The organism is Deltaproteobacteria bacterium HGW-Deltaproteobacteria-2, assembly GCA_002840505.1.
Lineage (GTDB): Bacteria > Desulfobacterota > Syntrophia > Syntrophales > Smithellaceae > Smithella.
On sequence record PHBC01000003.1, the window covers coordinates 185,581 to 199,739 of the forward strand.

At 42.8% G+C, this 14,159-nt stretch carries 12 protein-coding genes and 1 tRNA gene; all 13 read right to left on the reverse strand.

Annotated features, from left to right (window positions below; translation table 11 throughout):
* Positions 1 to 33: 33 nt before the first annotated feature.
* Positions 34 to 342, reverse strand: coding sequence for a 30S ribosomal protein S10 (locus CVU62_07825; protein ID PKN37630.1), 309 nt, complete (start codon positions 340 to 342; stop codon positions 34 to 36).
* Positions 343 to 367: 25 nt separating this feature from the next.
* Positions 368 to 1,561, reverse strand: a complete 1,194-nt coding sequence (gene tuf / locus CVU62_07830; protein ID PKN37631.1) for an elongation factor Tu — start codon at positions 1,559 to 1,561, stop codon at positions 368 to 370.
* Positions 1,562 to 1,624: 63 nt separating this feature from the next.
* Complete coding sequence (locus CVU62_07835; protein ID PKN37632.1) at positions 1,625 to 2,095, reverse strand: 30S ribosomal protein S7; 471 nt, start codon at positions 2,093 to 2,095, stop codon at positions 1,625 to 1,627.
* Positions 2,096 to 2,109: 14 nt separating this feature from the next.
* A complete protein-coding gene (locus CVU62_07840) occupies positions 2,110 to 2,481 on the reverse strand; it encodes a 30S ribosomal protein S12 (protein ID PKN37633.1) in 372 nt (123 codons plus the stop codon).
* 107 nt (positions 2,482 to 2,588) lie between these two features.
* Entirely contained in the window at positions 2,589 to 6,683 is a 4,095-nt protein-coding gene (gene rpoC, locus CVU62_07845; protein PKN37634.1) for a DNA-directed RNA polymerase subunit beta', read from the reverse strand.
* A 77-nt stretch (positions 6,684 to 6,760) separates the two neighbouring features.
* Positions 6,761 to 10,888: a DNA-directed RNA polymerase subunit beta gene (rpoB, locus tag CVU62_07850; protein ID PKN37635.1), complete on the reverse strand. Its 4,128-nt coding sequence runs from the start codon at positions 10,886 to 10,888 to the stop codon at positions 6,761 to 6,763.
* Between the two features lie 36 nt (positions 10,889 to 10,924).
* Positions 10,925 to 11,308, reverse strand: coding sequence for a 50S ribosomal protein L7/L12 (locus CVU62_07855; GenBank protein PKN37636.1), 384 nt, complete (start codon positions 11,306 to 11,308; stop codon positions 10,925 to 10,927).
* A 28-nt stretch (positions 11,309 to 11,336) separates the two neighbouring features.
* Complete coding sequence (gene rplJ, locus CVU62_07860; GenBank protein PKN37637.1) at positions 11,337 to 11,861, reverse strand: 50S ribosomal protein L10; 525 nt, start codon at positions 11,859 to 11,861, stop codon at positions 11,337 to 11,339.
* A gap of 238 nt (positions 11,862 to 12,099) precedes the next feature.
* The gene (locus CVU62_07865) at positions 12,100 to 12,801 is read right to left on the reverse strand and encodes a 50S ribosomal protein L1 (protein ID PKN37638.1); all 702 of its coding nucleotides are present in this window, start codon (positions 12,799 to 12,801) and stop codon (positions 12,100 to 12,102) included.
* 19 nt (positions 12,802 to 12,820) lie between these two features.
* Positions 12,821 to 13,246 carry a 50S ribosomal protein L11 gene (gene rplK / locus CVU62_07870; GenBank protein ID PKN37639.1) on the reverse strand — a complete coding sequence of 142 codons (426 nt, stop codon included), beginning with the start codon at positions 13,244 to 13,246 and terminating at the stop codon, positions 12,821 to 12,823.
* 57 nt (positions 13,247 to 13,303) lie between these two features.
* Positions 13,304 to 13,834 (reverse strand): transcription termination/antitermination protein NusG, encoded by a 531-nt coding sequence (locus CVU62_07875; GenBank protein PKN37640.1) that lies wholly within the window; start codon positions 13,832 to 13,834, stop codon positions 13,304 to 13,306.
* A 3-nt stretch (positions 13,835 to 13,837) separates the two neighbouring features.
* Positions 13,838 to 14,053 carry a preprotein translocase subunit SecE gene (locus tag CVU62_07880; protein ID PKN37641.1) on the reverse strand — a complete coding sequence of 72 codons (216 nt, stop codon included), beginning with the start codon at positions 14,051 to 14,053 and terminating at the stop codon, positions 13,838 to 13,840.
* A 27-nt stretch (positions 14,054 to 14,080) separates the two neighbouring features.
* Positions 14,081 to 14,157: transfer RNA gene (locus CVU62_07885), tRNA-Trp, on the reverse strand.
* Positions 14,158 to 14,159: the final 2 nt, after the last annotated feature.

The following is a 14,159-nucleotide window of genomic DNA, read 5'->3' on the forward strand; positions in this document are numbered from 1 at the left end:
TTCGATACCATCTTCCCACACTGGAAAATTCGCCTACGCTTTTATTTCTACGTCAACTCCGGCCGATAGATCCAGTTTCATCAAAGCGTCAACTGTGGCTTGAGTAGGTCCGACTATATCTATTAATCTTTTATGTGTTCTGATTTCAAACTGTTCGCGAGATTTCTTGTCCACATGCGGGGAACGATTTACGCAATACTTATTGATTTCGGTAGGAATAGGGATAGGACCTGCAACACGCGCACCGGTTCTTTTTGCCGTTTCCACTATTTCTTCTACAGAACGATCTAAAAGTTTATAATCGTAAGCTTTGAGACGAATTCTAATCTTTTGTTCTTTCATTGATCAAATAACCTATTCCTTGTTTCTATTCAATAACCTTGCTTACGACTCCAGCGCCTACAGTTCTCCCACCCTCGCGAATAGCGAATCTCAGTTGCTCTTCCATTGCAATGGGCATAATTAATTCAATGCTCATTTTGACATTATCACCGGGCATGACCATTTCTATACCTTCAGGAAGATTTGCCACACCGGTTACGTCCGTCGTACGGAAGTAAAACTGTGGGCGATAGCCTGTAAAGAATGGTGTGTGTCTGCCACCTTCTTCCTTGGTTAAAACGTAAACGGCAGCTTCAAATTTTGTATGAGGAGTAATGGAACCGGGTTTTGCCACAACCTGGCCTCTTTCCACTTCTTCACGTTTGATACCGCGAATCAATAAACCGACATCATCGCCGGCACGGCCTTCATCAAGGGTTTTACGGAACATTTCCACACCCGTAACAACTGTCTTGATGGTTGGTCTGATTCCGATTATTTCAACTTCTTCACCAACCTTGACAATACCTCTGTCCACTCTACCCGTAACAACGGTACCACGACCGGAAATCGTGAAAACGTCACCAACCGGCATCAGGAAAGGTTTATCGGTATCGCGTTTCGGTTCGGGAATATAATTATCCACGGCGTCCATCAGTTCGGAGATGCATTTCACATCGGGAGAATTGATATCTTCGGCTTCCAGCGCTTTGAGGGCTGAACCACGAATGATGGGAATATCATCACCGGGGAATTCATATGCAGTCAAAAGTTCTCTTAATTCCAGTTCGACCAAATCCAAAAGTTCGGGATCATCAACCAGATCTACTTTATTGAGAAAAACGACAACGTAAGGAACCTGCACCTGACGGGCAAGGAGGATATGCTCTCGTGTCTGAGGCATTGGACCATCAGAGGCGGCCACAACCAGAATCGTTCCGTCCATATGAGCGGCGCCGGAAATCATGTTTTTAATATAGTCGGCGTGGCCCGGACAGTCAACGTGAGCGTAATGTCTTTTCTCTGTTTCATATTCCACATGGGAGATATTGATGGTAACGCCGCGTTCTTTTTCTTCCGGTGCGTTATCAATAGAATCAAAGGCTCGGAATTCCGCAAAACCTTTTTTCGCCAGATATTTGGTAATGGCGGCCGTTAATGTGGTTTTTCCATGATCCACGTGACCGATTGTTCCAATATTTAAATGCGGCTTAGTCCTTTCAAATTTTTTCTTTGCCATGTCAATTTACCTCCTTAACTTTGAATGGTTAATCCTCATTATCGAGTAAGTATTATTCCTTGATTAAAATTTATAATGGGCAAAAGCTTTATTCGCTTCAGCCATCTTATGCACAGCTTCTTTTTTCTTGATCGCTCCGCCACGATTATTAGCGGCATCTATCAATTCAGCGGCCAGTTTCTCACGCATGGTTTTTTCCGTGCGTTCCTGAGCGTTGGATATCAACCAGCGAATCGCCAACGCGGTACGTCTGGCCGGTACAACTTCCGTCGGCACCTGATAAGTGGAACCGCCGACACGTCTTGATTTCACTTCAATTACCGGCTTCACGTTATTGAGAGCCTTTTCGAAAAGCTCAACAGGTTGTTCCTTTAATCTCTTTTCGATAATATCGAAAGATCCGTAAAGAATACTTTCCGCAACGCTCTTTTTGCCTCTTTTCAATAAAGAATTAACAAATCTTGCTACAAGTTTGTTATTAAACTTGGGATCGGGCAAAATGTCTCTTTTTTCTATTTCCCGTCTTCTCGGCATTTAATTATCTCCGTTTAACTTGGCTTTTTCGCACCGTACTTTGATCTACCCTGTTTGCGATCCTGCACTCCCACTGTATCAAGCGTGCCTCTGATTACATGATATCTGACACCTGGCAAATCTTTAACTCTGCCTCCGCGCACCAGGACAACAGAATGCTCCTGAAGATTGTGACCGATACCCGGAATGTAAGAAGTAACTTCATAACCGCTTGTAAGACGAATCCTGGCCACTTTCCGCAAAGCTGAATTCGGCTTTTTGGGTGTCGTAGTATATACTCTGACGCAAACACCGCGCCTCTGAGGCGAACCCGCCAGAGCCGGTGTATTTGTTTTCTTTTGTACTTTGATTCGGCCTTTTCGAATCAACTGACTTATCGTCGGCATTTTCCTCCTAAACTAAATCTCCGCAGTCATTTTGCTAATAGCAGCAAATCAGCGCTGTCTATCAACTAAGATTATATATGTCAAGCCTTTTCTGAATTTTATTGAATTTATTCTACCGCCACTTCAGGATTATCATTCACAACCTTAATACCCAGCTTTCTGTACATCACTAAACCGGTACCTGCCGTTATTAATCTGCCCATAATAACATTTTCTTTAAGCCCTCTTAAATAATCGATTTTACCTGACAGCGAGGCTTCCGTAAGTACTTTGGTAGTTTCCTGGAATGAAGCAGCAGAAATAAAACTCTGAGTACTGAGCGATGCTTTAGTAATACCGAGAAGCATCGGTTCTCCTATGGCAGGACGTCCACCCTGAGCAACAACCCTCTCGTTTTCTTTCTGGAAGCGGTAACGTTCAACTTTTTCATCGGCGATAAAGGTAGTGTCGCCAGGCTCACTCACTTTAACCCTGCGAAGCATTTGACGAACAATTACTTCCATGTGTTTATCGTTAATTTTAACACCTTGCAGACGGTAAACTTCCTGCACTTCATCAACCAGATATCTGGCCAGTTCCTTTTCTCCCTTGATCGCTAAAAGGTCATGGGGATTGTTTACGCCGGACATCAAAGCATCACCCGGTATAACGTGTTCGCCTTCCTGAACACTTATATGCTTACCCTTGGGAATAAGGTATTCCTTTTCCTCTCCAATTTCCGGAGTTACAATTATTTTGCGCTTACCCTTGGCATCTTTACCATAAGAGACAACACCTTTAATCTCGCTGATAACAGCAAAATCCTTAGGCTTCCGGGCTTCAAAGAGTTCGGCGACACGAGGCAAACCACCTGTGATATCCTTGGTTTTGGTTGTTTCACGCGGGATTTTCGCGATGATATCCCCGGCACGAACTTGATCACCGTCAGAAACAACCAGGTTAACTCCTACCGCCAGGAGATAACGGGCTTCAGAATTCGTATCGGCAAGCTTGACTGTCTTCCCTTTATTATCCTTGATGGAAACTCGCGGCCTTAAATCTCCGCCTTTAAATTCGATAATAATTTTACGAGACAAACCGGTAACTTCATCAACCTGTTCCTGCATCGTTTTTCCTTCGGTAATGTCCCCATATTTAATTGTTCCATCCACTTCAGCCAAAATAGGTATAGAGAAAGGATCCCATTCGGCAATTAATTGCCCTTTTTTAACAGGGCTATTTTCACTCACCTTCAAATGCGCTCCATACGGCAAGATGTATTTCCCACGACTACGATTTTGCTCATCCAAAACATGGACTTCACCATGACGTCTCATTACAACGAAATCATTTTCTCTGGTCTTCACTGTATTTAAATTAACAAACTTAATTACACCATCATGACGCGCTTCCAGTGTGGAATGCTCATCAAATTTAGCAGTACCACCGATGTGGAAGGTTCTCATGGTCAGCTGTGTTCCCGGTTCACCAATGGATTGAGCGGCAACAATACCAACCGCTTCACCAATGTTGACCAAGTGGCCGTGAGCCAGATCACGTCCGTAACACATCGCGCAAACTCCGTGTTTGGAACGACAGGTCAAAACCGATCTTATATTTATCTTTTCAATACCCGCATTGTCTACCTTTTCAGCGAGAGTCTCGTCAATTTCCTCATTGGCCTTCACTATCACTTCACCGGTAAAAGGATCTTTGATTTCCTGCAGGGCTACTCTTCCCAAAACGCGCTCGCCGGCAGTTTCAATAATTTCACCGCCCTCCATCAGCGCGGAAACATAGACGCCATCAACTGTTTCGCAATCATGCTCTGTAATAATGCAGTCTTGAGCAACATCAACCAGCCTTCTGGTCAGATAACCGGAATTGGCAGTCTTTAATGCGGTATCAGCCAAACCTTTACGGGCGCCATGTGTAGAAATAAAGTACTGAAGAACTGTTAAGCCTTCGCGGAAATTAGCTGTAATAGGCGTTTCAATAATTTCACCGGACGGTTTAGCCATCAGTCCGCGCATACCGGCCAACTGCCGGAGCTGTTGTCCTGAACCGCGAGCGCCGGAATCGGCCATCATGTAAATAGGATTAAAACTTTCAATTTTACGTTTCTTTCCATCAGCGGCAGCGACTTCTTCGGTGCTGATACCTTTGAGCATTTCAGATGCTATTTTTTCTGTAGCCTGCGCCCAGATATCCACAACCTTATTGTAACGTTCACCGTCAGTAATCAAGCCGTCCATATATTGTCTTTGTATCTTAAAAACATCTTTGTCGGCCTGCAGAACAATTTTTTTCTTTTGTTCCGGAATAATCATGTTGCCTACGGCAAATGAAAGTCCGGAAATAGTGGCATATTTAAAGCCCAAATCCTTGAGCCTATCGCACAAAAGAATCGTTGTCTTATCGCCGCATAAACGATAACAATAATCAATCAGGTTGGTCAGTTCCTTTTTATTCATTAACTTGTTGACCATATCGAAATCAATTTCCGGAGGAACTATTTCCGAAAGTATTATTCTTCCCGCTGTGGTTTCCTTCAGCTCTGAATTAATGCGCACCTTAATGCGCGCATGCAAATCAATCGCAATGGAATCAATGGCTGAGCGAACTTCATCTGGACCGGCAAAAACCATCCCCTCACCTTTTACTCCGGTTTTGGCTCTCGTAAGATAATAAATACCCAAAACGATATCCTGGCTGGGGATGATAATCGGACTACCGTTGGCCGGAGAAAGAATATTATTAGTAGACATCATGAGCACACGGGCTTCTGTTTGAGCTTCAATAGAAAGTGGAACATGGACCGCCATTTGATCACCGTCAAAGTCCGCATTGAACGCTGTGCAAACCAGCGGATGAAGTTGAATGGCCTTGCCTTCAATCAACACCGGCTCAAAAGCTTGCATACCCAAACGATGCAGCGTCGGAGCGCGGTTCAGAATGACCGGGTATTCGCGTACCACTTCATCGAGTGCATCCCAGACTTCAGACGTTTCCTTTTCCACCATCTTCTTGGCGCTCTTGACCGTGGTGACATATCCCTTTTCCAGCAGACGATTATAGATAAAAGGTTTAAACAGTTCGATGGCCATTTTCTTGGGCAAACCGCACTGATGAAGCCGTAAATCAGGCCCAACCGTGACAACGGAACGCCCCGAATAATCAACACGTTTGCCCAGCAGGTTCTGGCGGAAACGACCCTGCTTACCCTTCAACATATCCGATAAAGAGCGCAGGGGTCTTTTGTTGGTACCTGTGATAGCTCTTCCCCGTCGGCCGTTATCAAACAAAACATCTACCGCTTCCTGAAGCATCCGTTTTTCATTACGGATAATTATTTCCGGTGCGTTTAATTCCTGTAGACGTTTCAAGCGGTTATTCCTGTTAATAACCCGCCGATATAAATCATTAAGGTCAGATGTGGCAAAGCGGCCGCCATCCAGAGGAACCAGGGGCCGTAAATCAGGCGGGATAACCGGCAGAATTGTTAATATCATCCATTCCGGCTTATTTCCGGACTTACGCAAGGCTTCCACAACCTTCAATCTTTTAATCAGTTTTTTCTTCTTTGTATCGGAAAAGGAAGTAACAATTTCCGTGCGCAGTTCTTCGTAGAGCTTCTCTAAATCAATCTCTTCCAGCAATTGTCTTATCGCTTCGGCGCCAATTCCGGCAACAAAACCATTTTGACCATATTGTTCTCTGGCTTCATCGTATTCTTCATCCGTCAGTAACTCTTTTTTCTTCAAAGGTGTGTCTTTGGGATCAAGAACGATCCAGGATTCAAAATAAAGAACCTTTTCCAGATCCCTCAAAAGCAAATCAACCGCATTGCCGATGCGACTCGGAAGACTCTTTAAAAACCAAATATGAGCCACCGGAGTTGCCAGGGTAATGTGACCCATACGTTCGCGGCGAACCTTGGATTGAATGACTTCTACGCCGCACTTTTCACACACTACTCCACGATGTTTCATTCGCTTATAACGCCCGCAAAGGCATTCGTAATCTTTCACCGGCCCAAAAATCTTTGCGCAAAAAAGCCCGTCTTTTTCCGGTTTAAATGTCCGGTAGTTAATTGTTTCCGGTTTTTTTACTTCGCCACGTGACCAGGAAAGTATTTTGTCCGGCGAAGCGATGGAAATTTTCATCGCATTGAATTTGATTTGATTTTTTGGTTTTTCAAAATAACTGAAAACGTCTTCCACTGATTTTCTCCTGTACTATTAAATAGTCATTTGAAATTAATTTTTTTTATTCGGTCAACTTCAATTAGCTGGCTTTATCAGCTCAGTTCGTCGGCTTCTTCAACTAATTCCACGTCTAATCCAAGGCCCTGGAGTTCTTTAACAAGCACATTAAAGGATTCCGGCAGACCAGACTCAAATGTATGCTCACCTTTTACAATAGATTCGTAAATTCTTGTTCGTCCTGCCACATCATCGGATTTTACCGTTAGAAATTCCTGCAACGCGTAAGCAGCACCGTATGCCTCCATTGCCCACACTTCCATTTCGCCCAATCTCTGACCACCGAATTGAGCTTTACCGCCCAACGGCTGCTGGGTTACCAGTGAATAGGGACCGATGGAACGCGCATGAATTTTATTATCAACCAGATGGTGCAGCTTCATCATGTAAATAATTCCCACTGTTACTTCCTGATCAAACGGTTCACCGGTTCTTCCGTCAAAAAGAATGGATTGGCCGGTTTCCGGCAGATCGGCTTTTCTTAACATTTCCCTTATTTGTTCTTCGGAACATCCGTCGAAAACAGGAGTGGCCACAAGCATTCCTTTTTTCAAACGTCCCGCAAATCTTTTGATTTCTTCGACAGAAGCCTGATCAATAAATTTGTCAAAATCAGGAGAAGAATAAACTTTTTTCAATTCGTTTTTAATATTGTTTAAATTGGAATTCTTCTTCCACAGTTCATTCAAACTCTCGCCTATCGATTTTGCCGCCCATCCAAGATGAGTTTCCAGAATCTGTCCAACATTCATTCGCGAGGGAACACCCAGGGGATTCAAAACAATGTCCACAGGAGTTCCGTCAGCAAAATAAGGCATATCTTCTTCCGGCAAAATTCTCGACAGAACACCTTTGTTGCCGTGCCTTCCTGCCATCTTGTCACCTACGGAAAGTTTTCGCTTAATGGCAACATAAACTTTGACCATTTTAATAACACCGGTAGGAAGTTCATCACTGGCTTTAATCTTCTCCATTTTTTCCGCAAAATGAGCATGGACAAAATCGATTTTTCTCTCCAGAGAAGCAATCATATTAGTTATCTTTTCTTCCGAACCATCGTTTTCAGCAATGGTGATTTCTTTCCAGCTGGAGAAAGGTAAATCCGCCCAAATCTCTTTCGTGATTTTGTCGCCTTTCTTTAAAATTACTTTCTTTTTAGTATCGGTTATTTTCGTTGCCGCTGTTTTTCCGATAACAAGTTTTGTAATATCCTTCTTAACTGCTTCTGTCAGAATACGGATTTCATCATCCCTGTCTTTGGTTATTTGCTCAATAGCATCTGCTTCGATCGCTTGCGAACGCGAGTCACTTTCTGCGCCTTTTCTTGTAAATATCTTGGCGTCAATGACTGTCCCTTCAACACCTGGGGGCACACGTAAAGACGTGTCTCTCACATCACTGGCTTTTTCGCCAAAAATAGCCCGCAGAAGTTTTTCTTCAGCAGATAATTGAGTCTCTCCCTTGGGAGTGATTTTGCCGACAAGAATATCGCCCGGCTTCACGGAAACGCCAATACAGACTATACCGCTTTCATCCAGATTTTTCAGAACTTCTTCGCCGACATTGGGAATGTCACGCGTAATTTCTTCCTTGCCCAGCTTGGTATCACGGGACATGGTTTCAAATTCTTCAATGTGAATGGATGTAAAAATATCTTCTTTAACTATTCGTTCACTGACCAGAATAGAATCTTCATAGTTGTAACCGCCCCAGGACATGAAAGCAACCATAACATTCCGTCCCAGCGCCAATTCTCCGTTATCAATTGCAGGTCCGTCAGCCAATATATCTTTTTTATGCAGGCGATCACCCACATTGACTATAGGTTTCTGGTTAAAACAAGTGTCTTGATTGGAGCGCTGGTATTTAGCTAAATTATAGATATCAACACCGCTGTCAATGCCGTCTTCTTCAGGACGGTCAGCCCGGACAATAATCCTCGATGCATCAACATTTTCCACAACACCAGGCCGTCTGGCAACAACAACAGCTCCGGAATCACGGGCAACAACCGATTCTATGCCTGTACCTACCACCGGAACTTCGGGGCTCATCAAAGGGACAGATTGTCTCTGCATATTTGACCCCATGAGTGCGCGATTGGCGTCATCGTGTTCCAGAAACGGAATTAACGCCGCCGCGACACTGACCAGCTGGGTAGGCGAAACGTCCATCATCTTAATTTGTTCCGGCATAACCGAAATAAAATCGCCACCTTTTCTAACGGATATCAGCTCTTCTACAAATTTGTCATGTTTATCCACAGGACGGTCCGCCGAAGCAACAATTTGATTTTCTTCTTCAATTGCTGTTATAAAACGAACGTCATCTGATACACGGCCATTTTCCACCATCCTATAGGGTGTTTCAATAAAACCAAATTCATTAACTCTCGCATAAGTGCTAAGAGATACAATCAACCCGATATTAGGTCCTTCCGGTGTTTCTATCGGGCAAATACGCCCGTAATGAGTGGGATGGACGTCTCGAACTTCAAATCCGGCCCGCTCCCTGGTCAAGCCGCCTGGACCGAGTGCAGACAATCGTCTTTTGTGCGTAATTTCAGAAAGAGGATTGGTCTGATCCATGAACTGTGAAAGCTGGCTGGAATTAAAAAATTCGTTAACAACGGCCGAAACGGGTTTAGCGTTAATCAGGTCGTGCGGCATCATTGTTTCGATATCCTGCAAACTCATTTTTTCTTTTATTGCCCGTTCCATGCGCACCAAACCAATACGGTACTGGTTTTCAATAAGCTCACCAACAGATCGTACCCGACGGTTTCCTAAATGGTCAATATCATCGACACTACAATCCCCAACAGAATTTTTCAAATCAATCAAATATTTTACCGCTGACAGAATGTCCTCATTACGCAACGTGGTAACATCCGTCGGCACATTCATACGTAATTTGTAATTCATCTTGGCGCGACCGACATTGGACAAGTCATAAGTTTCCGTTTCAAAGAAAAGGCTTTGGAAAAATTTTTCCGCCGTTTCCGGAGTTGGAGGATTGCTGGGACGCAACCGGCGATATATTTCCATTATCGCGTCTTCATTACTATCAATGCGATCCATCAATAAAGTATCCCTGATGGACGCGTTATCCATATCTTCATCAAGATGGATAAGATTTAACTCTTTAACACCCTTCTCCCGGGCTAATTCCAACCAGTTTAAGGGCAATTCCTCGTTGCAGCGGAAAACGATGTCTCCTGTTTTAGGATCACGGATGTCCGACGAAGGGATCTTCCCGGCAAGCTCCGTTTCACTAACTGCAACACGTTTAATGCCTGCATCCATTATTCTTTTTAAAAGAGGCTTATTTAGCTTACGCCCCTTTTTGACGATTATTTCAGCGCTCTTGGGATCTTTGATATCTTCAGGAGCTTTCTGACCAAAAAGAGAATCGTCAACAGCAAAATAAATCTTTTTATCTTCAACGATAATTTTATCAATGCTGTAGAAATAATTTAAAATAAATTCCGACGAATTACCCAGCGCTTTCAATAATATTGTGACAGGCATTTTTCTGCGGCGGTCTATTCTGACATAGAGGATGTCTTTAGAATCAAATTCCAAATCCAGCCAGGAACCACGAATTGGAATTACCCTTGCCGAATAAATCAGCTTGCCGCTGGCAACAGTTTTACCCTTGTCATGATCAAAAAAGATGCCGGGCGAACGGTGAAGTTGGCTAACAATAACCCGTTCCGTTCCGTTAATGATAAAAGTGCCATTTTCAGTCATCAGCGGAATTTCACCAAAGTAAATTTCCTGCTCTTTAATGTCACGGATCTGCTTTGTTTCAGATGTTTCCTTGCCGCTTTTTCCTTCAGCAGGGCGATCTACATCAAAAACAACCAGCCTAACCACAATTTTCAAAGGAGCGGCATAGGTCATGCCTTTCTGGATACACTCCTTCACATCATACCGGACATCACCGAGTCTATAACTGACAAACTCCAGAGAACACTTCCCACTAAAGTCCGAAAAGGGAAAAACGCTCTTAAAAGCACCCTGCAAACCAAAGTTGCCCCTTTTTACCGGCGCTATTTCCTTTTGGAGGAATTTTTCATAAGATTGTGTCTGGATTTCAATTAGATTCGGTATATCCAGTATTTTCTTTGCCTGACCAAAATATTTTCTAAAGTCACCCATAGCATCCTTAAATAAAATAATATATTAGAGATTATGTTACTTAATCTCCACGGTCCCGCCGACTTCTTCAATTTTCTTCTTAATGTCTGCGGCTTCGTCTTTGGAAACGCCTTCTTTAATGGCTTTTGGCACACCTTCCACCAAATCTTTTGCTTCTTTCAATCCCAAGTTGGTGATAGCACGAACAACTTTGATTACTTGAATCTTTTCCGCGCCAAATCCGGTCAGAATGGCGTTGAATTCAGTCTGCTCTTCAGCAGCAGCGGCAGGAGCGGCGCCACCAGCAGCAGCAACAGCCATCATCGGAGCGGCTGCGGAAACGCCGAATTTTTCTTCCAATTCTTTTACCAGAGCAGAAAGCTCCAATACTGTCATTCCTTCAATAAATTTGACTACATCGTCTTTAGTAATTTCTGACATTTTTTCTATTCCTCTCTGTATGTTTTAATTAATTTAAAGTTTTTTTCTTATCACAATAGGCATTGAGCACTTGCACAAAGCTTCTCGGAACGCCACTTAAAACGGTCACGAACGATGTCGGTACCGCTGCCATTACCGAAACTAATTTACCCAAGAGAACCTCTTTACTGGGTAATTCAGCCAAAACAGTAAGATCGCTCTTAGTTAAAGACTTTCTATCCAGCAGTCCAACTTTGATTTCCAATTCCGGATTTTTCTTCGCAAAATCAATCAGAATTTTAGTCGGTCCCACCGGGTCTTTATAGCCCAAAACAACTGCAACAGGCCATTTGAAATGATCGTCAAGTATACTGAAATCGGTTTCTTTTGAAGCAATCCTCAAAAGAGTGTTTTTCACAACCTTCCATTCAGCATCGGACTTGCGCAACGCATTTCTTAGAGCTTCCATTTTCTCGACATTCATTCCGCTAAAGCTGGTCAGAACGCCTAATTTGGCTTCTTTGAGTTTCTTATGTAATTCAGATACAATTTGCTCTTTCGTTCCCCGATCCAATCTATCCGCCTCCTTTCAAAATTATTTTATTTTCTTGAGGCCGGAGAATCTAGCCACATACAGAACGAAAAAACGGTAACCTTGCCCAAATTCCGATTCCCGTTTTCCAAAAATTGTTTACCTTGAAAAATAAAGCAACTATTTTCATCATACGAGTCTCGGCAGGCCTTTTTTCGTTTAAACTTCTGTACCTGCTGTCTTCGACCTTAATTATTATAACAAACTTAATTTTTCTCCATTAAACCGCAGCTTTTATATCGAGAGGATCAATTTTCACGCCCACACCCATTGTACTGGAAATAGAAATGCTTTTAATATAGGTTCCTTTGCTTGACGCCGGTTTCAATTTAATAATGGTTTCCAGCAAAGCGCTGACATTTTCTCTTAATTTTTCGGCACCAAAAGATACTTTCCCAACTGGAGAGTGAACTATCCCCGCTTTTTCCACGCGGAATTCCACCTTCCCGGCCTTCAATTCCTTCACCGCATTAGCCACTTCAAAAGTCACGGTTCCCACCTTTGGATTGGGCATTAATCCGCGCGGACCTAAAATTTTACCGATCTTTCCCACGGAACCCATCATATCCGGAGTCGCGATAACACGATCAAATTCCATCCAGCCGCCTTTAATCTTTTCAAGAATATCATCATTACCGACTAAATCCGCGCCAGCGTCCAGAGCTTCTTTCTCCTTTTCTCCTTTGGCAAAGACCAAAACTCTTACTGTTTTTCCCAAGCCATTAGGCAGAACCACACTTCCCCGCACCATCTGATCGGCATGAGCAGGATTAACACCTAAACGAACGGCAGCATCCACAGTTTCATCAAATTTGGTGCCAGCCGCTGATACAACTATTTCTGTAGCTTCTTGAAGCGAGTATCGTTTGCCCGGTTCAACTTTCGCTTTTGCTGCCAATATACGTTTGCCTCTTTTTAACATAATAAAACCTCGTAATTTATTAACCTGTAATTTCAATTCCCATTGACCTTGCAGTGCCTGAAATTGTCTTTATAGCACCTTCAATATTCACGGCATTTAAATCTTTAAACTTTAATTCGGCAATTTCTTTCACTTGTCCTGCCGTAACCGTGCCAACTTTTTCCCTCTTCGGATCGCTGGCTCCTTTGGCAATTTTTGCCGCCTGTTTAAGCAGCACGGATACCGGAGGTGTCTTTGTTATAAATGTAAAAGACCTGTCCGCATAAACGGTAATCACGACAGGAATAATCATACCTTCCTGACTCTGCGTCATAGCATTATAGGCTTTGCAAAATTCCATAATATTAACGCCGTGCTGTCCCAATGCCGGACCGATAGGAGGTGAAGGAGTCGCTTTGCCCGCCTTGATTTGCAATTTTATATTTGCAATAATTTTTTTTGCCATTTTAAATCACCCTGATCTGAATATTTTTTATACTTATTTTGCTTTTTTATTAAAATATTATCCCTGAGTTACCTGAATGAAATCCAATTCCACCGGTGTAGGTCGACCAAAAATACTCACGATAACTCTTAGCTTGCTTTTTTCAGGTTTCAATTCATCAATAACCCCATCAAAATTGGTAAACGGACCATCAATAATTTTCACATGATCACCAACATCGAATTTGAATTTGGGCTTTGGCTTTAGCGTTCCTTCATCAATCCTGAACTTCAGGTTTTCCACATCTTTGTCCGGTATAGGTGAAGGCTTATCTTTAGTGCCAATAAAACCGGTAACTTTAGGAGTATCTTTAACAATATGCCAGGTATCATCCGTCATTTCCATGCGGACAAGAATATATCCCGGAAAAAACTTACGTTTGGAATTTTTCTTTTCCCCTGAAATCAATTCTACAACATCTTCTTCAGGAATAAGAATATCGGAAAAGAAAGCCTGGGTTCCAGACAGTTCAATTCTTTCTTGAAGACTCATCTTTACCTTGTTCTCATACCCGGAATAGGTATGAACAACATACCATTTAAAAGCCATTTTTTAACCTAATATAAATTTAACTGTTTTAGCGAGCGCAAAATCAATTATGCCCAAAATAATCGCAACTATAAAAACTAAAATTATTACGACTGCTGTAGACGCCATAGCCTGCTTAGGGGTAGGCCAAGTAACCTTTTTAAGTTCCACCTTAGCTTCTTTTAGAAATTGTGTTACTTTTTCTATTGTTACTTTTACTTTTTCTTTTATTTCTTCCATACTGAAAATCCTTAGTATCAAGAAAAGTGGCAGGCCAGGAGGGACTTGAACCCCCAGCATCCGGATTTGGAGTCCGGCGCTCTATCCATTAGAGCTACTGGCCTAT